The organism is Promicromonospora sp. NPDC050249, assembly GCF_040656015.1.
GTDB lineage: Bacteria > Actinomycetota > Actinomycetes > Actinomycetales > Cellulomonadaceae > Promicromonospora.
Genome location: NZ_JBFAKY010000017.1, coordinates 33,622 through 54,996 on the forward strand (window position 1 = coordinate 33,622; position 21,375 = coordinate 54,996).

A 21,375-nucleotide genomic window follows, 5' to 3' on the forward strand; every position below is an offset into this window, starting at 1 on the left:
GCCAAGGTTAACCCGCGAGCCGGGACTGCTCAGGCGTGTCCAGGTCGAGCACGGCGTACCCGTGCCCGTCCAGGTGCACGACGCCGCGTCCGTCGTCGCGCGCCTCGAGACGGAGCCCCCGGGCGACCAGCGCCCGCGCGCCCGCGGCGCCGTCGAGCGGCAGGCTCACCGCGGCGCGGCCCGGGTTGAGCACCACGGCGAGCGTGCCGCCGCGGAGGTAAGCCAGGGGGTAGGCGGTGGTGAGCACCTCGACGGCCGAGCCGGCGTCGAGGCGGCCGTCGTCGTGCCGCAGGGCGACCAGGTCGCGGACCAGGCGCAGCAGGGAGTCGGGGTCGTCGACCTGGTCGGCGACCGTGGGGCGGGCCGGGTCCGGGTCCTGCGGAAGGTACGTCGAGGTGGCGGGGCTGCCCGGGCCGAACGTGTCCGCCGGCAGGTCACCCCACTGCATGGGGGTGCGCGACCCCGCGCGGTCGTACGTGGGGCTCAGCCGCGAGCCCTCCAGGGTCGGTGTGCCCGGCACGTACCGCATGCCGATCTCGTCCCCGTAGTAGACGGACGGCAGGGCGGGCCACGTCATCGTCAGCACGTGGGCCACCCGGGCCTGCTCGGCATCGCGCGCGCCCGCCACCAGCCGCGTGAAGTCGTGGTTCGACGTCGGCAGGCCGGCCACCCCGCCGCGGCCCGTCGCCGCGATGGCGTCGGCGGCGGCCTGCCAGGCCTCGACGAACGTGCGGGCGTCGCCGGTGCCGTCCGCGCCGGCCCAGGCAGGCACCTCGCCCCAGGACGGGTTCACCGTGCCTGCGCCGTTGTTCCACAGCGAGCGGAACGGCAGCCCGTCGTCGTCGCCCCCGAACTGGAGGAAGAAGTCCACGTGGAAGCCCGCCGGGACCGCGACCCGTGGGTTGCCCCACTCGCTGATCAGCACGCGACCGGGGTAGGTGCCGTCGAGCCAGGCGCGCGTCTCCTGCCACAGGCGGCCCGTCTCCACGTGGCCGGGATCGTCCTTGACCAGCGACGAGGCCATGTCGACACGGAACCCGGCGACCCCGAGATCGAACCAGTGCGCCATGATCTGCCGCAGCGCGGCGCGGTTGGCGAGCGGACCCGGGGCATCGACGGGCTGGCGCCACGGCTCCGCCGGATCCTGACGCGCGTACCCGTAGTTCAGCGCGGGCTGGATGGGAAAGAAGTTCGGCCGGTAGTACCCGCCGCGTGCACCCAGCCCCGGCTGGAAGCCCTCCACCGGCACGTCGCTCCAGACGAAGCGGTGGTCGTCCGGGTCGTCGGCGGACGCGCGGAACCACGGGTGCTGGTCGGAGGTGTGGCCCGCCACGAGGTCGAGCAGCACGGAGATGCCGCGGCGGCCCGCCTCCTCGGTCAGCCGCGCCATGTCCTCGTTCGTGCCGTAGCGCGGGGCCACCTGGAAGAAGTCCGCGACGTCGTACCCGGCGTCGGCGAAGGGGGAGACGAAGCACGGGCTGAGCCAGATCGCGTCCACCCCGAGCCACGCGAGGTAGTCCAGGCGCTCGGTGATGCCGGCGAGGTCGCCGATCCCGTCGCGGTTCGCGTCCGCGAAGGACTGCGGGTAGATCTGGTACAGCACGGTGCGCCCCAGGCGTGAGGCGAGGTCGAGGGAGGTCATGGGCGGCCCACGTTGAACGTCTCCATCCGCATCAGCGGGCGGACCTTCTGCTCCAGCTCGCCGGGCGCGACGTAGCGGCGCATCGCGTCGTCGGCCAGCTCGTTGCCGAGCGCGGCCAGGATCATGCCCTGGTCCAGCGCCAGGTAACGCTGGGAGACCTGGCCGCTGCGGACCGCGACGGCGTCGTAGAAGCCGCCCGGCCCGTAGGCGTCGAAGTCCCGCGCGATGCCCCGCAGGTTGGCCATCGCCTCCCGGGGCGCGTACCGCAGCGCGAGGAACGACGCGTGCGGCGTGACGACGCCGTCGCCGTACTCCGTGGGCGCAGGGGAACCCTCGCGGCAGCCTTCGTACGGCTGGTCGACGGTCGTGCGCTCCTGGTCCGAGGTGTAGCCCGGTCCGTCGAGCCCCAGCTGGTCGACGCCGTACTCCCGGTACCCGCCCGCCGGGTCGTTCGACGGCGAGAAGCCCCAGTACCCGTATTCGGCCTCCCGCAGGCCGTGCTCGATCTGCCCGCGTACGTAGAGCAGGTGGTTGCGGCCCCACGAGCGCGGCCCCCACGTCTCCTCGGGCACGAACAGCGGCACCATCAGCGCCTCGAACATGCTGCCGCCCCAGGTCGGGACCACCCGCATGCCGCGGTACGGCAGGACGCCCTCGAAGACGGGAACTCCCAGGTACTCTGCCCACTCGCCGACCGGCCGCGTCTCGGTCCAGGCCCAGTCGCAGCTGTCGGGGAACGTGCGGTAGGTGCCGAAGTAGTGCTTCGCCGGGATCTGCCCCTCGGCGATGCCGAGGTACGACGCGATGCGCGGCTCGGTGTTGAACGCGCCGTAGTGGTGGCCCGTGTACCAGACGTCGGCGCCCATGCCGCAGTAGTCGCCCGGGACGGGCGCGGTCTCCTGCGGGTCGGCGTCCCAGAACCCGCCGCGGATCTGGTTCTGCGCCGGGTCGTAGTAGCAGCCGAAGTCCATGCGCTCGCGGACGGCGTCCGCAGCGGAGGCCAGCGACGGCTCCGCACGGCTCGCCAGGAGCAGGCCCGTGGCCAGCCAGCCGTTGTCGACGCTGGACAGGAACGGCTTGACCGGGTCGCCGCTCGTGGGGAACGTCGTGAGCTTGGCACCCGTTGCCGGGTCGTACCAGTTGTAGAACATGCCGCTGGGCTCGTGCTTCTCCAGCCCTGCGACGGTCTCCACGGTGGTCGCCATCCGCTCGCGCGCCTCGCCGCGGCTGATGAGTCCGAGGTCCCTGGCCACCACGGTGCTCCACAGGTACGCGCCGATGTTGGTGGGCGACGTGTACCCGCCGCGGCTGCCGGGATCGAGGTCGCCGTCGATGTTGTCGTCGGGCAAGCCCGTCTCCTCGACCACCAGCGCGTCGAAGGAGCGCCAGGTGTCGGCGGCCCAGGTGCGGAGCTGACGGCGGTCCTTGCCGGAGGCCGGCGCCGCCTCGCCGTCGGCGGCGCTCGCGGCTGTGCGGTCGCTCGTGGTCCCGCTCGCCGGGACCGCGGTGAACGTCAGCGCGGCGACGGCGGCCGCCGCGACCACCATCTCGTGTCTTCCGAGTGGCCTTCTCATGGTGCGTCTCCTCTACGTCGTCGTAGTCGTGACAGGTCGTCTCAGGCGGGCAGCTTGCCCGTGCGTGCGACCTCGCCGAGCCACGCGAGGCTCGGCTTGGGCGTGCGCTCGAACGTCGTGCGGTCCACGGCGATCAGGCCGAACGTCGGGGTGAACCCGCTCATCCACTCGTAGTTGTCGAGCAGGGACCAGTGCAGGTAGCCCTCGACGCGGCAGCCGCCTGCCATAGCGCGGGCCATGGCCTCCAGGGCGCCGCGCGTGTAGTCGATGCGGCGGGCGTCGTCGGCGGTGGCCATGCCGTTCTCCGTGACGATCATCGGCACGCCGCCGGTGATCTTGTGGGTGTACTCCAGCGCCTCGCCGAGGGCCTCCGGGTGGTACTCCCAGCCGGTCAGCGTCTTCTCGACGTCGTCGCCGAACGGCACCGGCTCGCCGTCGGCCCCGATGACGGTGCGCAGGTAGCTCTGCACGCCCACGAAGTCGTCGCCGCGCGCGACCTCCAGGAAGAAGTCCTCGCGCGGGTAGGCGTAGGCGTCCCGCGCCGCCTCGGCGCCGGGCGCCGCCTGGAACACCTGGTTGGCGATGGTCCAGCCGGCCCGCACGTGCCCCAGGCCGTGCAGGATCTCGACGGCCCGCCGGTGCGCGGTGGCCTGGATCTCCGAGGCGGCTTGGTCGGGGGCGGCCAGGCCCGCCGCGTCGAGGTTGGTGCGTCGGCTCGCGCCGAGCATCATCGAGGTGATGTTGGGCTCGTTGATCGTGACCACGTGCCCGACGTCGGCCAGGATCGAGGTGGCCGTCTCGACGTAGCGGCTGAACGCGTCGACGGCGTCGGGCGCGAACCATCCGCCGCGCTCGGCGAACCAGCGCGGCAGCGTGAAGTGCAGCAGTGTCACCACCGGGGTCACGCCGGCCTCGAGGCAGGTGTCGATCATGCGCCGGTAGTGCGCGAGCTGCGCCCGCGAGGTCTCGCCCTCCGCGGGCTCGATGCGCGCCCACTCGATCGAGAACCGGTAGGCGTTCAGGCGTGCGTCCGCGAGCAGCCGGATGTCCTCGGGGTAGCGGTGGTAGCTGTCGACGGCGTCGCCGGAGCTCTCCGCGCACAGGGTCCCGTCGACGTGCTCCTTCGCCCACCAGTCGCTGTTGACGTTGCCGCCCTCGATCTGGTGCGCGGCGGTCGACGCGCCCCACAGGAAGCCGGGTGCGGTGGGCAGCGTGATCTCTTCGGTCACGGAGAACTCCTTGCTGGTACGACTACTTGAGGCCGGTGGTGGAGATGCCCTGCACGATGTGCCGCTGCAGGACGAGGAAGACGATGAGGATGGGCAGCACGATGACCGTTGCTCCCGCGACCAGCAGGCCGTACTGCACGGTGTTCTGGCCGGTCGAGTACAGGGCCAGCGCGACGGGCAGCGTGTACCGGTCGGCCGACTGGACGGCGACCAGGGGCCACAGGAAGTTGTTCCACGACCCGAGGAACGTGAGGATGCCGAGCGTCGCCAGCGCGGGGCGGGCCTGGGGCAGCACGATCCGGAAGAACGTGCGGAACTCGCCCGCGCCGTCGACGCGTGCGGCGTCGAGCAGCTCGTCCGGGACGTCGAGCATGAACTGCCGCATCAGGAACACCCCGAACGGCGCCGCGAGGAACGGCAGGATCAGCGCCGCGTACGTGTTGATCAGGTCCAGGTTGGCCACGAGCACGAACAGCGGCACGAACGTGACCATGCCCGGCACCATCAAGGTGCCCATGACCAGCGCGAACAGTGTCCGCTTGCCGGGGAAGTCGAGCTTGGCCAGGGCGTAGCCCACCATCGCGCTGAACAGGACCGACCCGACCGTCACGAGCAGCGCGACGACCACCGAGTTGAGGAAGTACCGCGGGAAGTTCAGCGAGGAGAACAGCTCGGTATAGTTGGACCACGTGACCTGGTCGGGGATCAGCGTGGGCGGGAACTGCCGGATCTCGCCCTCCGGCTTGAGCGACGACACGACCATCCAGACCAGCGGACCGATCGAGGCGGCCAGCCCGATCAGGAGCGCGACGTTGAGGACCACCGCGCGCGGGGTGGGACGGCGGCGCCGGGTCGCCGTGTCGCGTGCCAGCACTTCTCCGGTCATCACTTCTCCGTCCTGAGCAGGCGGAACTGGAGGTACGACAGGATCACGATGGCCACGAACAGCACGTAGCTCATCGCGGCCGACAGGCCGTAGTTGCCGAACCCGAACTGGTTGAAGACCTCGTAGGCCACCGAGTTGGTTGCGCCCAGCGGCCCGCCCTGCGTCATCACGAACGGCTCCTCGAAGAACTGCAGGTAGCCGATACCGGTGATGACCGCGCAGAACAGCAGCGTGGGCCGCAGCAGCGGGACCGTGATGGACCGGAACTGGCGCACCGCGCCGGCGCCGTCGATGGCGGACGCCTCGTACACGTCGCGCGGGATGCCCTGCAGCCCCGCGAGCAGGATCACCATGGAGTACCCGACGTTGCGCCAGGTGGCCATCACGATCAGCGACGGCATGGCCCAGGTCTCGTCCGTGAGCCAGCGCGGGCCGTCGATGCCGACGACACCCAGCGCAGAGTTCACGAGCCCGAAGTCGGGCTGCAGCAGGAACCGCCACACGACCGCCACCGCGACGATCGAGGTCACCACGGGGGCATAGAAGCCGACGCGGAAAACCGACCGGAACCACACCAGGCCCGAGTTGAGCAGGACCGCCAGCAGCAGCGCGATCCCGAGGGTCAGCGGCATGGCCACGCCCACGAAGTAGAGCGTGTTGCGGGCGGCCTGCTGGAACTTCGGGTCCGTGAGGGCCTCGACGAAGTTGTCGAACCCCACGAAGTTCACGGCCCACGGTGTCCGGAGGTCGGCGCCCTGCATGTCGGTGAACGCCATGTACAGGGACGACGCGACCGGCACCAGCATGAACACGGCGAACAGCACCGTGAAGGGCAGCGCGAACCCCCAGGCGGCGAGGCCCGTGCGGCGACGGCGTGCGGAGACGCGCCGCACTGTGCCGGTGCCCGACGGGACGGCCGCGGGAGGGACGGTTCCTGTGGAGACAGCCACGGTCAGTCCAGACCCGTCCCGATGGAGGTCGCGGCGTCCTGCATCTGCGTGGCCGCGTCCTCCGGGCTGATGTCGCCGGCGATGACCTGCTCGATGATCAGGTCGAGCTCGTGCTCGATCTCGGCCCAGGTCGGGATCGCGGGGGTCGAGCGAGCCGTCTCCAGCACGTCCTGGTAGACGGCGACCGCCTCGTCGTCGGCCAGCGCCTGGTCGTCCCACGACTCCTGCACGGCGGGCAGGTCGTTCGAGATCTCGAACCAGTCGACCTGGGTGGTGGGGTCGGTGGCGAACTGCACGAACTTCCAGGCCGCGTCGGGGTTGGCGGCGTCGGCCAGGACACCGAGGTTGGAGCCGCCGATGAACGAACCGGTCGCCTCGTCCGCGGGCAGAGGCACCACGCCGAACGAGTCGGCGAAGTCGTCGCCCGCCGTCGTCAGCAGGTTGGCGCGCTCCCAGGGGCCGGAGACGAACGAGCCGAGGTCGCCGTCGATGAAGTTCGCCACCTTCTCCTCCTCGACGAGCACCGGCGGGGCGAGCCCGTCGCGCATGAAGGAGGAGTAGTACTCCAGGGCCTTGACCTGGGCGTCGTTGTCGAGCGTGAACTCGCCGGCGTCGTCCAGGATCTCACCGCCCGCCTGCCAGTAGAACGGGAGGTACATCAGGGCGGTGGAGTTGCCGCGCGTCTGCAGGGCGATGCCGTGCTCGGCCCCGGCGTCCTGCAGCCCGGCGGCGAAGTCGGTGAGGTCCGCCCAGGTCTTCGGCGCCTCCAGGCCCTCCTGCTCCGCGAGGTCCTTGCGGTAGTACAGGACGCGCGACTCGACGTACCAGGGCACGCCGTAGGACGTGCCGTCGACGACGGTGGTGTCCCATGCGCCCGGGAAGAAGGCCTCCGAGTCGATGTCCTCTGGCGTGGGCGCGAGCCCGCCGAGCTCCACGAAGCCGCTGACGAGCGTGGTGCCGACCTGCATGACGTCGGGCACCTCGCCGGTGGCGATGGCCGTGTTGATCTTCTCGGTGGACGACTCCCACGGCACGGGCGTGACGTTCACCGTGACGTCGGGGTTGTCGGCCTCGAACTGCTCGGCGAGCTCGGGCAGCAGCTCGCCCTCCGTGCCCATCGCCCAGACCTCGACGGTGCCGGTGGCGGGACCGTCCGCGATGCCGCTGGGGCCTTCTGCCGTGGTGCCGGCCTCGTCGCTGCGGCCGCACCCGGTGAGGGCGAGGGCCAGCGTGAGGGTCGACGCCGTCGCCGCTGCGACGAGGCGAGGTGTCCTGTTCACGATCACTCCTTTGTTGATCCGCTGTTCCGAAATTTCGATGCTCGATCTCGGAAAGACCACGGGAGGTTAGACGCGGTGCGTAGCGCTGTCAATGGCGGCGCGTGCCGAGATATCGCCGGTCGTGGCCGGAACGGCACCAGGATTTCGCCGGAACGCGACCCAGGTACGACCGCCGTTGCGATGCACGTCCCGGCGTCGGCTACGATCCTGATTTCGGAAACTCGATCTCGCCCAGGCCGACGGAGGACCCATGGCACAGGACCAGTCCCGCATCCCGCTCGCGGTCGTCGCGGCCGAGGCGGGCGTCTCGGTCCCGACGGTCTCGAAGGTCCTCAACACGCGGCCCGACGTCGCGGGCGCCACCCGTGCGCGGGTCACGGAGGTGCTGGAGCGGCACGGGTACGTCGTCCGCCCGCCGTCGGCGAAGCCAACGGGCATGATCGACGTGCGGATCGTCGACTTCGAGGGCACGTGGTCCGAGGCTGTGGTCCGCGGTGCCGTCGCGGGCGCCCGGCGGTTCGGCCTCGACGTCGTCCTGGCGGTCGAGCCCGATCCCGACGACTGCAGCGCCTGGGTGCGGCACGCGCTGGAGCGCGGCACCGACGGCCTGGTCAGCATCGTCGCGGTGCCCGACGCCGACGCGCGGCGCGCGCTGGAGGACACGGGCACGCCGCTCGTCGTTGTCGACCCGCGGCAGCGGCCGCCCGAGGGCATGCTCAGTGTCGGCGCGACCAACTTCCAGGGCGGGCTCGAGGCGACGGCGCACCTGCTGGGGCTCGGCCACCGCCGCATCGCCACGATCACCGGCGCGCTCGAGCAGGACAACGCCATCGCGCGGCTCGCGGGCTACCGCGCCGCGATGATCCGGGCCGGCGCCCCCACGGACGACGAGCTCGTGTACGTCGGCGCCTACGGCGTGACGTCAGGGTACGAGGGTGCCCAGCGGCTCATGGCCCTGGACGAGCCGCCCACAGCGATCTTCGCCAGCAGCGACGACACGGCCCTCGGCGCGCTGCGCGCCCTGCGTGAGGCCGGGCTCTCGGTGCCGCGCGACGTCTCGCTCGTCGGCTTCGACGACCTGCCGATCGCGCCGTGGATCGACCCGGCGCTCACCACGGTGCGCCAGCCGCTCGCGGAGATGGGCGCGACCGCCGTCGACCTGGTGCACCGGGCCCGCACGGCCAGCGGCCACACGCTCCGCACCGAGCTGGCCACCACCCTGGTGGAACGCTCGTCGACGGCCCCGCCACGCCGCTGAACCGCTTACGACCGAGTGAGGGTCAGCGGGTGGGGCGCTGCGGCTTCTCCACCTCCGGGAGCGGCAGGCCACCGGGGCCTTCCTCGGACGCGGGGGGCAGGGGTTCGCCGCGGGCCATGCGCTCCTTGGCGCTGGCCGCGTACGCGTCGACGTACTCCTGGCCGGACAGCGCAAGGATCGCGTACTCGATCTCGTCGGCGACCGCGCGCAGCACGAACTTGTCGGTCTCCATGCCCTTGTACCGGCTGAAGTCGAGCGGTTCGCCGATCACGGCCCCGAGCGGCATGAAGGTGGGCAGGCCCCGCCCGGGCGGCTGGGCGACGTCGGTGTCGACCATGGCGACGGGGATGACCGGGGCGCCCGACTCCAGTGCCATCCGGGCCACACCGGTCTTCGCCTTGTAGAGGCGGCCGTCGGGGCTGCGGGTGCCCTCGGGGTAGATGCCGAACAGGTTGCCCTCGCGCAGCACGCGCAGGCCCGTGCGCAGCGCGGCCTCGCTCGCGGCGCCGCCGGAGCGGTCCACGGGGATCATGCCGATGCCCGTCATGAACCAGGCAACGATCTTGCCCTTGACGCCCTTGCCCGTGAAGTAGTCGGACTTGGCGAGGAAGGTCACCCGGCGCGGGATCAGGAGCGGCAGGATGAACGAGTCGATCACCGCGAGGTGGTTGCTCGCCATGATCGCCGGGCCTGTTCGCGGCACGTTCTTGGCGCCGACGACCCACGGCTTGTACGCGAGGCGTAGCCACGGGCCGACCAGCAGGTTCCGCATCACCCAGTAGAACAAGATTTCCTCCTCCGGACCCGGCCCCGCGGGCCCCCCGACGACAATAGAGTGTGCGCATGGCCGCATCGAACACCGACGACCGAGACGACGACGTGCCCGGCGACACCCCACGCGAGCTGGGTGACGACGACGTGGCCTCGCGCTGGGCCGACATCGTCGCAACCCTCGGCGACCTGGGTGCCTCGCGGGCCGACGGCGCGGCCGACGACCCCGAGAAGCCCGCCGAATCCTCTCAGACTTCGCGGCCGGATGACGAGAGCACCGCCGACGACGGCGCCGGCGACCGTGTCGACGGTCGTGCCGGTGAGCGCTCCGACGAGCCGGCGACCGGTGCGCGCGTGATCCTGCCCGCCGGCCCGCGCGACTGGCCGCTGACGCCGGAGATCGAGGCGCTCGAGGAGGCCGACTCCCACTTCACGCCGCCGGAGCCGCCGCCGCTGATGTCGCGCGACCCGCTGCTCACGATGGCCTGGAGCTTCGTCGTGGGTGTCCCCGTGCTGGCCCTGGTCGGGATGATCGTGTCGGCGGCGATGTCGTCGGTGTCGATCCCGCCGCTGGCCGGCCAGGTCGGCCTCGGCCTGTTCGTGGCCGGGCTCGGCGTGCTGATCTGGCGCATGCCCCACCAGCGGGACCCCGACGACGACGGACCGGGCGCCGTCGTCTGACGACGCGCCGCACTGGACGTCGTCTGACGCCGCAACACGCCGTAGAACATGTCAGAAGCTCAGTTCACCCGGGTGAACTGAGCTTCTGACGTTTTCGGCTGGGGGCTCTCAGCGGCGGGCGAGGTCGGCCGCGCCGACGATGCCTGCCTCGTTGCCGTGCTCAGCCAGCTCGATCTTCGCCACGGGCCGGTGGCCCATCGCCGACAGCTGGGCCTCGAAGCCCCGCCGGACCGGACCGAGCAGCAGCTCGCCGGCCGCGCCGACGCCACCGCCGATGACGATGAGCTCCGGGTCGAGCAGGGCCGCCACCGACGCCGAGCCCTCTCCGATCCAGCGCCCGAGGGTGGCGAGCAGCTCGATCGCGAGCTCGTCGCCCTCCTGGGCGGCCTGCGTCACCATCTTGCCGCGGATCCCGGCAGGGTCGCCGCCCGCGAGCTCCAGCAGCCGCTTCGCCTGCCCGTCGCGCGCCACCGCGGCGTGCTGGGCGTCGCGCTCCAGCGCGCTGCCCGACGCGTACTGCTCCCAGCAGCCCTCGTGGCCGCAGCCGCAGTAGTGCCCCTCCGGCACCACGCGCATGTGCCCGACCTCCGCGGCCATGCCCCATTTTCCGCGCACGAGCTCCCGCTCGGAGATCACGGCGCCGCCGAGCCCGGTGCCCACCGTGAGCATGAGCATGTCGGTGGCGTCGCGGCCAGCGCCGAACCGGAACTCCGCCCAGCCCGCTGCGTTCGCGTCGTTCTCCACGACGATGGGCAGGTCGGCGTCGACCAGCTCGGCCACCTTCGCGGCCAGCGGGTACTCCCGCCAGGCGATGTTGGGGGCGAAGTTCACGGACGTCCGGTCCGGGCTGACGAAGCCCGCCGCGGCGAGCCCGATCGCGCCGACCTCGTGCTCGCGGACGAGCTCGTTGCAGGCGTCGGCGATCGCCTTGTCGATGTGCGCGACGTCGTCGGCGTCGGTCTCCCGGCGTACCTGGGCGAGGATCTTGCCCTCCTCGTCGACGACTCCCACAGCGATCTTCGTGCCGCCGATGTCGACCCCGATGGCGTGCATTCGTCCTCACGTTCTCTCGTTTGCACGACGGCCGCCCGGGCCGTCGAGAAGGGGACTGCACCGAAAGGTGCACAGAACCAGGGTAGCGACCGCCCGGAGTGCAACACGCGGCGTCCGTTTCCCGGTATCTTTGCAGGCACGGTCAGTACTGCCACTGGAGTCAGAATGGACGAGATCTTCAGCCCGATCCTCATCGAGCTGCCCCCCACCTCCAATCTCAACGATGTTCTCGCGGATCGTGTCGGCGCTGGTGCCGACAAGCCGATGATGGAGGTCCCGGCCGGCAAGGGTGAGCCCTGGCGGGTCGTCACGGCCGGCCAGTTCGACGCCCAGGTGGTCGCCGTGGCGAAGGGCCTCGTGGCCCGCGGTATCGAGCCCGGCGACAAGGTCGGGATCATGTCCCGCACCCGGTACGAGTGGGCCGTGCTCGACTTCGCGGCCTGGGCCGCCGGCGCGGTGCCCGTGCCGGTCTACGAGACCTCCTCGGCCGAGCAGGTCGAGTGGATCCTGTCCGACGCCGACGTGAAGCTCGTCTTCACGGAGACCGCGGCCAACGCCGCCACCGTCGAAGAGGTGCGTGCCGCCTGCCCGATCGTTACCGACGTGCTCGTCATCGACGACGGCGCGCTGGACGCGGTGGCGGCCGACGGCGTGGACGTGCCCGACGCCGAGATCACCCGCCGTCGGGGCCTCGCGGGTCTCGACGACCTCGCGACGATCATCTACACCTCCGGCACCACGGGCCGCCCCAAGGGTGCCGAGCTCACGCACCGGAACTTCGCGTCGCTCGCCGTGAACGCCGTCGAGGCCGTGCCGGAGGTGTTCGCCAAGGACGGCGGACGCACCCTCCTGTTCATCCCGATGGCGCACGTGTTCGCGCGCTACGTGCACGTGCTCGCCGTCGCGGGCGGCGTGGTCACCGGGCACTGGGGCGACACGACGACGCTGGTCGACGGGCTCGGCGAGTTCAGGCCGACGTTCATCCTCGCGGTGCCGCGCGTGTTCGAGAAGGTCTACAACACCGCCGAGCAGACAGCTGCGGCCGGCGGCAAGGCGAAGATCTTCCACTGGGCCACCGCGACGGGTATCGCGTGGTCGCGGGCGCTCGACACGCCGTCGGGCCCGAGCCTGGGTCTGAAGCTCCAGCACTCGGTCGCCAGCGCGCTGGTGTACTCGAAGCTGCGGGCGAAGCTGGGCGGCCAGGCGGAGTTCGCGGTCTCGGGCGGCGGGCCGCTCGGCGAGCGCCTCGGCCACTTCTACCGCGGCCTGGGACTGAAGGTGCTCGAGGGCTACGGCCTCACCGAGTCCACCGCACCGACCAGCGTGAACCGTCCGACGGCGACGAAGATCGGCTCGGTCGGACCGCAGCTCCCTGGCTGCGCCGCCAAGATCGCGGCGGACGGCGAGATCCTGCTCAAGGGCCACCACATCTTCCGCGGCTACCACAAGAACGAGGCCGCGACCGCGGAGTCGTTCACCGAGGACGGCTGGTTCCGGACGGGTGACCTCGGGGTGCTGGACGACGACGGGTTCCTCACGATCACCGGTCGCAAGAAGGAGATCATCGTGACCGCGGGCGGCAAGAACGTGGCGCCCTCGAACCTCGAGGACCGGATCCGGTCGCACGCCCTGGTCAGCCAGTGCGTGGTGGTCGGAGACAACAAGCCGTACATCGGCGCGCTCGTGACGCTCGACGCCGAGGGTCTGCCGGGCTGGCTGAAGATGCACGGCAAGCCCGCGCTGTCCGTGGAGGAGGCCCGCAAGGACCCCGACGTCCTGGCCGCGCTGGACGAGGCGGTGCAGCGTGCCAACAAGGCGGTCTCGAAGGCCGAGTCGATCCGCAAGTACACGGTGCTGGCGGAGGACCTGACCATCGAGAACGGGTACCTCACGCCGAAGCAGAGCGTGAAGCGGTCGGTGTTCCTGAAGGACTTCGACGCGGACGTCGAGCGCCTGTACGCGGACAAGAACAAGGAGAGCCTGCACCTCATCGGCTGAGGCTCCTCGGCCGGCTGCGCCGAAGCAGAGCGGGTGTCCGGGTCCACGCGGGATGACCACGTGGGATGACCACGCGCGGACTCGGATACCCGCTCTACTTCGGCGCAGCCTCTCCGTCAGCCGGTCGTCAGCGAGATCCAGGTGTCCGGCGGCAGCTCCGGCCGGTCGGGCACCGCCCGGTGCTCCTCGGTCCACGCCTGCCCGACGGCGTCGGTGGCCACCGCCCGCCAGAACCGCACCGCCGGCGGGTTGGCGTCCTGGAACGCGATCTCCCACCGTCCCGGGAAGCTCGCCAGCACCTGCCCCGCGAGCTGTCGCCCGATGCCGGCCCGGCGCGCGCCACGCACCACGAAGAACGAGCTGAGCACGCGGGTCGGCCCGTCGACACCGCGCACCAGCGCGAACCCGACGGGCGACGCCGGGCCGCCGTCGGCGGGGTCGAGGTGTGCGACGAGGCCCCGCCAGCCCGGGTCGGTGAACGCTGCGTCGAGCCGTTCGCGCCGGAACTGGCCGCTCGCGTCGGGGAGCGCCCTCGAGACCTCCGACATGTCGTGCCGGAACAGGAGCCAGAGCCGTTCCAGCACGGGGCGGTCGGCGGGCGTCGTCGGGCGGATGGTGAGGTGTGCGGGCGCCGGGCCCGGAGAGTTCGTCATAACGGAAAGCCTCCCGGGCCGTTAGGCACCGGGAGGCTCGCTGGCATTATCTCACGTGCCGGGGTCCCGAGTCGAGGTGCATGGGGGTTCGGGGGCCGGGGCCGAACCGCAAGTTGGTCGCAGTGCCGGGTATCCGTGATCGCCGAACCGCAAGGTGGTCACCCATCCCGGCGTCGAACCGCAAGGCGCACGTCGATCAGCGCCCCTCACGACCATCAACCTGCGGTTCGCGCGCGGGAAGGACGTGGAGCTTGCGGTTCGGCGTGGCCGGGCTGCCCGAAGGACGTGGAGCTTGCGGTTCGGCGTGGCCGGGCTGCCCGGGGAACGTGCAGCTTGCGGTTCGGCGCCAGAGCTCGGGTTCCGGACGAGCCGGGGGACGACGTACCGGGCCTGCCGATCAGCCCCACGGCCCCGGCCAGGTGCTCATTCACCGGACGTGCCGGGCGCCGCCGTCCGCCGTCAGTAGGATGACGACGAAGGGTGCCGCGCGGGCGATCGCCGGCAGCGGCGCCCGTGAACGTTTCCCGATGAGAGGTGCTCCTGAAGATGGCTGTTCGTCGTGTGGCTCTGCTGACCGCCGGCGGCTTCGCGCCCTGCCTGTCGTCCTCGGTCGGTGGCCTGATCGAGCGTTACACCGAGCTCGACCCCGAGATCGAGATCATCGCCTACCTGCACGGCTACCACGGCCTGCTGACCGGCAACAAGATCGAGATCGGCGAGGAGGCCCGCGCGCAGGCCCATGTCCTGCACCGGTTCGGCGGCTCGCCGATCGGCAACTCGCGCGTCAAGCTCACCAACGTCAAGGACGCGGTCAAGCGCGGCCTCGTCAAGGAGGGTCAGGACCCGCTGCACGTCGCCGCGGAGCAGCTCAAGGCCGACGGCGTGGACGTGCTGCACACCATCGGTGGCGACGACACCAACACGACGGCCGCCGACCTGGCCGCCTACCTGCACGACAACGGCTACGAGCTCACCGTCGTCGGCCTGCCGAAGACGATCGACAACGACGTCGTGCCGATCAAGCAGTCGCTGGGCGCGTGGACCGCCGCCGAGGAGGGCGCGAAGTTCGCGGCCAACATCATCGGCGAGAACCGCGTGGGCCCGCGCATGCTGATCGTGCACGAGGTCATGGGCCGCCACTGCGGCTGGCTGACGGCCGCGACGGCCGGCAAGTACCGCGAGTGGCTCGACGAGCAGGAGTGGGCACCCGCCCTCGGCCTCAGCAAGGAGCGCTGGGACGTGCACGCGGTGTTCCTGCCCGAGCTGGAGATCGACCTCGAGGGTGAGGCCAAGCGCCTGCGCGGCGTCATGGACGAGATCGGCAACGTCAACATCTTCCTCTCGGAGGGTGCGGGCATGCACGAGATCGTGGCCCAGCTCGAGGCGGCCGGCGAGACCGTGGAGCGCGACCCCTTCGGCCACGTCAAGCTCGACACGATCAACCCCGGCCAGTGGTTCGCGAAGCAGTTCGCGGAGAAGCTGGGCGCCGAGAAGACCATGGTGCAGAAGTCGGGCTACTACTCGCGCGCGGCGGCCGCGAACAGCGACGACCTGCGCCTGATCAAGTCGATGACCGACTACGCGGTGGAGTGCGCTCTGCGCGGCGAGTCCGGCGTCATCGGCCACGACGAGGAGGACGGCGACCGCCTCAAGGCGATCGCGTTCCCGCGCATCGCCGGCGGCAAGGCGTTCGACGTCTCGCAGGAGTGGTTCGGCGAGCTCCTCGCGGACATCGGCCAGCCGCTCGTGCCTGCCGCCCCGGCGGAGCACTGAGCACCGTGCGGGCACCACTGGTAGCGGACGTGGTAGCGGACGGACCGGCGCGCCGATGAGCACTGTGACGGATCCGGCGGCGACAGATCCGGCCGAACGGTCGGCCGACCCGGCAGGTCTGGACCACTACCGCACGCTCACGGCGCTCCAGCAGCCCACGTGGCCGGACCCGGCGGCGCTCGCTGCCGCCACCGGCCGCCTGGCGCAGGCCGCGCCCATCGTGGTGCCCGCACAGGCCGACGTCCTGACCGAGCGGCTTGCCGCCGCCGGTCGGGGTGAGGCGTTCCTGCTCCAGGGCGGGGACTGCGCGGAGACGTTCGCCGAGGCGAACGCCGACCGCATCCGTAACAAGGTCCGCACCATCCTGCAGATGGCGGTGGTGCTCACCCACGGGGCGAGCACGCCGGTCGTGAAGATGGGCCGGATGGCGGGCCAGTACGCCAAGCCGCGCTCCAGCGACACCGAGACCCGCGACGGCGTGACCCTGCCCGCCTACCGCGGCGACATGATCAACGGGTTCCCATTCACACCTCAGGCCCGCATCCCCGACCCGGAACGGCTCGAGCAGGCCTACCGGATCTCCGCCGCCACGGCCAATGTTGTGCGGGCCTTCACGCAGGGTGGCTTCGCCGACCTGCGCCAGGTGCACGAGTGGAACCGCGGCTTCATGCGCAACCCCGCCTACGCGCGGTACGAGAAGACGGCGGACGAGATCGACCGCGCCATCCGGTTCATGCACGCGTGCGGCGCCGACTTCGACGCCCTGCGCTCCGTCGAGTTCTTCCTGAGCCACGAGGCCCTCGTGCTCGACTACGAACGCGCGCTGACCCGCACCGACCAGCGCACCGGCAAGGCGTACGACACCAGCGCGCACTTCCTCTGGATCGGGGAGCGCACCCGGCAGCTCGACGGCGCCCACGTCGACTTCATGTCCCGCATCGCCAACCCGATAGGCGTGAAGCTCGGTCCCGGGACGACGCCGCACGACGCCCTGGCGCTCACCGAACGCCTGAACCCGGACAACGTGCCGGGACGGCTCACGTTCATCACGCGCATGGGCGCCGGGCGGGTCCGCGACGTGCTGCCGACCATCGTCGAGGCCGTGACCTGGTCCGGCGCGAACGTCACGTGGGTGACGGACCCGATGCACGGCAACACCATCACCTCGGACAGCGGGTACAAGACCCGCCGTCTGACGGACGTGCTCGACGAGGTCGCCGGGTTCTTCGAGGTGCACAAGACACTGGGCACCGTGCCGGGCGGGCTGCACATGGAGCTCACGGGCGACGACGTCACCGAGGTGCTGGGCGGCGCCGAGGAGATCTCCGACGCGGGGCTGGCGCTGCGCTACGAGACCCTCGTGGACCCGCGCCTGAACCACCAGCAGTCGCTGGAGCTCGCGTTCCAGGTGGCGGCGATGCTGCGTGCCTAACGCCCGGGCAGTACCAGGGCGGTGACCACCACGCCGTTCCCCCGGGCCCAGCGGCCGCTGAGCACCCGGGGGAGCGGAGCGGTGTCCGCGCGGCGGATGCGCGCAAGGAACGTGCCGTCGGGGCTCAGCTCGATGCCGACGTCCTCGAAGCCGAGCCATTCGTGCCGCAGCGGGTACCACGCCTTGTAGACCGACTCCTTGGCGCTGAACAGCAGCCGCTCCCACGGCGTCGGCGGGTCCTGCGCCGCCAGCTGCTCGATCGCCTGGGCCTCACCGGCGTCCATGACAGATCCCACCACGTTCGCGGGCAAGGGGGCGTCGGTCTCGACGTCGATCCCGATCGCGAGCGCGTCGGCCGAACGGGCCGCCACCGCCACCGCGAGCCCCGGGCAGTGGCTGATGCTCCCCACCACGCCGTCGGGCCACAGCGGCTCCCTGCGCGGCCCGGGGAGCAGGGACCAGTCGTGGTGCCCGAGCTCTTCGAGCACCACGCGGGCGCACGCGCGGCCCGCCGTGAACTCCCGGCGCCGCGAAGGCACCGCGGCGGCGATGACGCGAGCCTCCGCGGGCGTCAGCGGCGATGGCGGCGTCGCGGTGCCCCAGAGGGTGTGCACCGCGGGTCCGGGACCGACGGCCCGGCGGACGAGGCCCAAGGGGTTAGAGCAGCGTCTGCGCCACCCGGCGCACCGCTGCGCGCTTGCCGCTGATCAGGGCGTCGACGGGCGGCTCACCGAGCTCGTCGTTCGGCGTGAACAGCCACTCGAGGATCTCCTCGTCGGTGAACCCGGCGTCGGCCAGCACGATCACGGTGCCACGCAGCGTCGGGATGACGCCGGGGCGGCCGTCGACCTCCGGCAGCACGAACTTGGCGGGCACCTCGAAGATGGTGCGCTCGCCACGCTTGATACCGACGACGTGCCGGTCACGGACCAGGCCACGCGCCTTGCCGACCTCGATGCCGAGGATCTCGGAGAGGTCGGGCAGGTTCAGCCATTCGCCAACGAGGGCGTCGAGATCTGTCACGGTAGAAGGGTATGCGACAGGGCACGGGCCGGGGCGCCGCAACGATCCGGCAACGGCCTGGTGTCCACAATGAGAGTTTTAGTCGGAGCGTGGGCGGCCACCCGTACACTCCCACCGTGGCTCAGGTGACGGCAGACCCTCTCATCGGCCGCCTGGTCGACGGGCGGTACCAGATAGTCGCGCGCGTGGCGCGTGGCGGCATGGCCACGGTGTACCGCGCGCACGACAGCCGCCTGAACCGTGAGATCGCCCTGAAGGTGATGCACCCCCACCTGGCGGACGGCGAGCAGGCCGCGAGCTTCCGGGAGCGCTTCGAGCGCGAGGCCCGCTCGGCGGCGGGCCTGCAGCACCACGGTGTGGTGGCGGTCTACGACCAGGGCACCGACGGCGACATGCGCTACCTGACCATGGAGTACGTGCCGGGTACCAACCTGCGCCACCTGATCAGCACCGGGGAGCTGACGCTGCGCCGGTCGTTCGCGGTCCTCGACGTGGTGCTCTCGGCGCTGGCCGCCGCGCACGCCAAGGGGATAGTGCACCGGGACATCAAGCCCGAGAACGTGCTGCTGGAGGCGGGCACCGGCCGCCCGAAGGTCGCGGACTTCGGCCTGGCCCGCGCCATCTCCGAGGTGTCCAACACGACGACGGGCACCGTGCTGGGCACCGTCGCCTACCTCGCTCCCGAGACGATCTCGACGGGGCACGTCGACATGCGCGCCGACGTGTACGCCGTGGGCATCCTCGCCTTCGAGATGTTCACGGGCCGCCTGCCGCACGCGGGGGAGGGGCCCATCCAGGTCGCGTACGCGCACGTCAACAGCGACGTGCCGCCCGTGAGCGCGTTCGCGGGCCATCTGGGCCGCCCGCTGGACCTGCTCGTCCGTGCGCTCACCGCCCGCGACCCGGACCGTCGCCCGCGCGACGCCGCCGTCGCGCTGGACGCGCTCCGGAACACATTCCGGCAGATCCCGAACGAGGTGCTGGACATACCCGCCAACGCAGCGCCGCCGCCGTCGTCGTCCGCTGTGAGGGCGGCGCGTACCGCGGTGGTGGAACGGCCGGCGGCCGGGCGCTGGGTCGCCCAGCAGCCGCCCCCGCCCCCTCCTGCGCCCGTGGAGGAGCCCCGGCGGGGCGGCAAGATCCTGCTGGTACTCGCGCTGATAGCGGTCCTCGCCGGTGCCTGGTGGTACACCGAGAGCGGCCCGGGTGCCTACTCGGTGGTGCCCGACGGCGTGGTGGGTGCCAGCGCGCAGGCTGCCGAGGAGGCGCTGACCGGGGTCGGGCTGACGTCGTCGAGCGTCGAGCAGCACGACTCCGACGTACCGGAGGGCGAGGTCATCTCGGTGGTGCCCGACGAGGGGCAGCGCTGGCACCGCGACCAGCCGGTGCGCCTGGTGGTCTCGCTGGGGCAGGAGCTGGCCGAGGTGCCGGAGGGCCTGGTCGGCATGCTGGAGGACGAGGCGCGGTCCGCCCTGGAGGGTGTGGGTTTCACCGATATCAAGGTCTCGCGCGAGTACACGAACGACGGCCCGCGAGACGAGGTCATCTGGGCCTCGGTCCGTGACGGCATGGTGCCGACGGACGAGCCCGTCCGGCTGACCGTCTCGGACGGCCCGCCGCCGGTCGTCGTGCCCGACGTCGCTGGGCTGGAGGTCGACGACGCCACCGACGCGCTGAGCGCCGAGGGGTTCAAGGTGGCGCGCGACGACGCCTTCGACGAGACGGTGCCGGCCGGCACGGTAATCCGGACCGACCCCGGCGAGGGCAAGGGCGCCGAGCAGGGCGGCACCGTCACGCTCGTCGTCAGCATGGGCCCGGAGGGCACCGTCCCCTACGTCGTCGGCATGACCGTCGAGGAAGCGCGGGAACTGCTCGAGAAGGCCGGCTACGACGTGGAGGTACGCGGCTTCGGCGAGCTGTTCGGCGGCGTCCTGGAGTCCGATCCGGCCGCTGGGGAGCAGCTGGAGCAGGGCGGCGTCGTCACGATCTGGACCCTGTGACCTGACCGGCGCGGTTCACGCAGCCCGGTCGACGGCGGCGTGGGCCAGGTCGGTCAGCACGCTCCGGCCCGGCTCGCTCAGTTCCGCGAGGTCCAGCAGGGCGTGCGCCCGGACGGCGAGGTCGTCGATGAGGTGCTCGACGGCGTCCAGCGCACCCGAGCCGACGATCACCTCGCGGACCCTGGTGACGTCCTCCTCGGAGAGGTAGGGGTCCCCGAGCGCCGCGGTCAGCGTCGCGGCGTCGGACCCGTCCGGGTCGGGCAGCAGGGCGAGGGTGCGCGCCACGACCACCGTGCGCTTGCCCTCGCGCAGGTCGTCGCCGGCGGGCTTGCCCGTGACCGCCGGGTCGCCGAAGACACCGAGCACGTCGTCGCGGAGCTGGAAGGCCTCGCCCAGGGGCAGGCCGGCCGCCTCGATCCCGGCCGCCGCCTGCCTTCCCCGGCCGGCCAGCAGCGCGCCCAGCGCGAGCGGCGCGGCCACGGAGTAGCTGGCGGACTTGGCGCGCAGCACCTTCCGCGCCCGCTCCTCGTCCGAGGCGGGGTCGTCGCCCCAGGGCTCCGCCTGGACCAGCACGTCGAGGTACTGGCCGACGACCACCTCGCTCTGCATGGTGTCGAACCGGGCGCGGGCCGCCTCGGCGACCTCGGCCGGAAGCGGCGCGAGCGCCGCGGAGAGCTCACGCTGGGCGGCGAGGAGCACGAGGTCCCCGAGCAGGATCGCCGTCGCGTCGCCGAACCGCACCGGCTCGCCGGACCAGCCGGCGTCAGCATGCTTGGCGGCGAACGCGCGGTGTGTGGTGGGGCGGCCGCGGCGGGTGTCGGAGTTGTCCATCACGTCGTCGTGCAGCAGGGCCGCGGCCTGGAAGAGCTCGAGCGCGGCGCCCACCCGGACCGTGGCCACCCTGGCCACGTCGGTGGGATCGGGGGAGCCGCCATGTGCCCGGAAGGACCAGTAGCAGAACGCGGCCCGCAGCCGCTTGCCGCCCATCAGCAGCCCTGCCGCTTCCTCGACGATCGCCTCGGCGCTGGGGTTGATCGCGCCGACCTCGGCGGCCAGCCGGCCGAGGTGAGCGGTCACCGCGGCATCGACGTCGGCACGGAGATTCTCGGTGTCGAGCAGGGCTGCGGGGTTCAGGGCACCGGTACGGGCGGGTGATACGGACACGGCACCAG

The 21,375-nt window shown here is 71.6% G+C and carries 18 protein-coding genes; 6 read left to right on the forward strand and 12 right to left on the reverse strand.

Annotated features, from left to right (window positions below; all coding sequences use genetic code 11):
- Positions 1-7: 7 nt before the first annotated feature.
- From AB0I32_RS15455 to AB0I32_RS15480, 6 genes are read right to left on the reverse strand one after another with little or no spacing between them, the layout of a single operon-like run.
- Complete coding sequence (locus tag AB0I32_RS15455) at positions 8-1,642, reverse strand: alpha-amylase family glycosyl hydrolase (RefSeq protein ID WP_357507426.1); 1,635 nt, start codon at positions 1,640-1,642, stop codon at positions 8-10.
- Positions 1,639-3,216: a glucoamylase family protein gene (locus tag AB0I32_RS15460; RefSeq protein ID WP_357507428.1), complete on the reverse strand. Its 1,578-nt coding sequence runs from the start codon at positions 3,214-3,216 to the stop codon at positions 1,639-1,641. The genes AB0I32_RS15455 and AB0I32_RS15460 overlap by 4 nt, the downstream gene beginning before the upstream one ends.
- A gap of 41 nt (positions 3,217-3,257) precedes the next feature.
- Positions 3,258-4,445 (reverse strand): family 1 glycosylhydrolase, encoded by a 1,188-nt coding sequence (locus tag AB0I32_RS15465; protein WP_357507430.1) that lies wholly within the window; start codon positions 4,443-4,445, stop codon positions 3,258-3,260.
- Between the two features lie 22 nt (positions 4,446-4,467).
- The gene (locus AB0I32_RS15470) at positions 4,468-5,331 is read right to left on the reverse strand and encodes a carbohydrate ABC transporter permease (protein WP_357507432.1); all 864 of its coding nucleotides are present in this window, start codon (positions 5,329-5,331) and stop codon (positions 4,468-4,470) included.
- A complete protein-coding gene (locus AB0I32_RS15475; RefSeq protein WP_357507434.1) occupies positions 5,331-6,281 on the reverse strand; it encodes a sugar ABC transporter permease in 951 nt (316 codons plus the stop codon). The genes AB0I32_RS15470 and AB0I32_RS15475 overlap by 1 nt, the downstream gene beginning before the upstream one ends.
- Before the next feature lie 2 nt (positions 6,282-6,283).
- Positions 6,284-7,561: an extracellular solute-binding protein gene (locus AB0I32_RS15480; protein ID WP_357507436.1), complete on the reverse strand. Its 1,278-nt coding sequence runs from the start codon at positions 7,559-7,561 to the stop codon at positions 6,284-6,286.
- 250 nt (positions 7,562-7,811) lie between these two features.
- On the opposite strand from AB0I32_RS15480, the gene AB0I32_RS15485 reads away from it, so the two are divergent.
- The gene (locus tag AB0I32_RS15485) at positions 7,812-8,819 is read left to right on the forward strand and encodes a LacI family DNA-binding transcriptional regulator (protein ID WP_357507438.1); all 1,008 of its coding nucleotides are present in this window, start codon (positions 7,812-7,814) and stop codon (positions 8,817-8,819) included.
- Positions 8,820-8,841: 22 nt separating this feature from the next.
- Here AB0I32_RS15485 and AB0I32_RS15490 read toward each other — a convergent pair whose 3' ends face one another.
- Positions 8,842-9,606 (reverse strand): lysophospholipid acyltransferase family protein, encoded by a 765-nt coding sequence (locus AB0I32_RS15490; protein WP_357507440.1) that lies wholly within the window; start codon positions 9,604-9,606, stop codon positions 8,842-8,844.
- Between the two features lie 56 nt (positions 9,607-9,662).
- On the opposite strand from AB0I32_RS15490, the gene AB0I32_RS15495 reads away from it, so the two are divergent.
- Complete coding sequence (locus AB0I32_RS15495) at positions 9,663-10,271, forward strand: hypothetical protein (RefSeq protein WP_357507442.1); 609 nt, start codon at positions 9,663-9,665, stop codon at positions 10,269-10,271.
- 108 nt (positions 10,272-10,379) lie between these two features.
- Here AB0I32_RS15495 and AB0I32_RS15500 read toward each other — a convergent pair whose 3' ends face one another.
- Positions 10,380-11,324, reverse strand: a complete 945-nt coding sequence (locus tag AB0I32_RS15500) for an ROK family glucokinase (RefSeq protein ID WP_116676022.1) — start codon at positions 11,322-11,324, stop codon at positions 10,380-10,382.
- Positions 11,325-11,489: 165 nt separating this feature from the next.
- Here AB0I32_RS15500 and AB0I32_RS15505 point away from each other — a divergent pair, with 165 nt between their 5' ends.
- Entirely contained in the window at positions 11,490-13,322 is a 1,833-nt protein-coding gene (locus AB0I32_RS15505) for an AMP-dependent synthetase/ligase (protein WP_357507444.1), read from the forward strand.
- A 116-nt stretch (positions 13,323-13,438) separates the two neighbouring features.
- On the opposite strand, the gene AB0I32_RS15510 is transcribed toward AB0I32_RS15505, so the two are convergent.
- Entirely contained in the window at positions 13,439-13,975 is a 537-nt protein-coding gene (locus tag AB0I32_RS15510) for a GNAT family N-acetyltransferase (protein ID WP_357507446.1), read from the reverse strand.
- A 546-nt stretch (positions 13,976-14,521) separates the two neighbouring features.
- Between AB0I32_RS15510 and AB0I32_RS15515 the strand changes: the two genes are divergently transcribed.
- Both AB0I32_RS15515 and AB0I32_RS15520 read left to right on the forward strand, forming a co-directional pair.
- The gene (locus tag AB0I32_RS15515) at positions 14,522-15,748 is read left to right on the forward strand and encodes a pyrophosphate--fructose-6-phosphate 1-phosphotransferase (protein WP_357443522.1); all 1,227 of its coding nucleotides are present in this window, start codon (positions 14,522-14,524) and stop codon (positions 15,746-15,748) included.
- A gap of 55 nt (positions 15,749-15,803) precedes the next feature.
- Positions 15,804-17,180, forward strand: coding sequence for a class II 3-deoxy-7-phosphoheptulonate synthase (locus AB0I32_RS15520; protein ID WP_357507448.1), 1,377 nt, complete (start codon positions 15,804-15,806; stop codon positions 17,178-17,180).
- Here AB0I32_RS15520 and AB0I32_RS15525 read toward each other — a convergent pair.
- The gene (locus AB0I32_RS15525; RefSeq protein ID WP_357507450.1) at positions 17,177-17,794 is read right to left on the reverse strand and encodes a 4'-phosphopantetheinyl transferase superfamily protein; all 618 of its coding nucleotides are present in this window, start codon (positions 17,792-17,794) and stop codon (positions 17,177-17,179) included. The two genes, AB0I32_RS15520 and AB0I32_RS15525, sit on opposite strands and share 4 nt — an antisense overlap.
- Positions 17,795-17,837: 43 nt before the next feature.
- A complete protein-coding gene (locus AB0I32_RS15530; protein WP_357507452.1) occupies positions 17,838-18,203 on the reverse strand; it encodes an Rv2175c family DNA-binding protein in 366 nt (121 codons plus the stop codon).
- A 125-nt stretch (positions 18,204-18,328) separates the two neighbouring features.
- On the opposite strand from AB0I32_RS15530, the gene pknB reads away from it, so the two are divergent.
- Positions 18,329-20,203, forward strand: a complete 1,875-nt coding sequence (gene pknB / locus AB0I32_RS15535; protein ID WP_357507454.1) for a Stk1 family PASTA domain-containing Ser/Thr kinase — start codon at positions 18,329-18,331, stop codon at positions 20,201-20,203.
- A gap of 15 nt (positions 20,204-20,218) precedes the next feature.
- Here the strand turns inward: pknB and AB0I32_RS15540 are convergent, their stop codons facing one another.
- On the reverse strand, positions 20,219-21,367 hold the full coding sequence (locus AB0I32_RS15540) for a polyprenyl synthetase family protein (protein ID WP_357507456.1): 1,149 nt from the start codon (positions 21,365-21,367) through the stop codon (positions 20,219-20,221).
- Positions 21,368-21,375 lie beyond the last annotated feature (8 nt).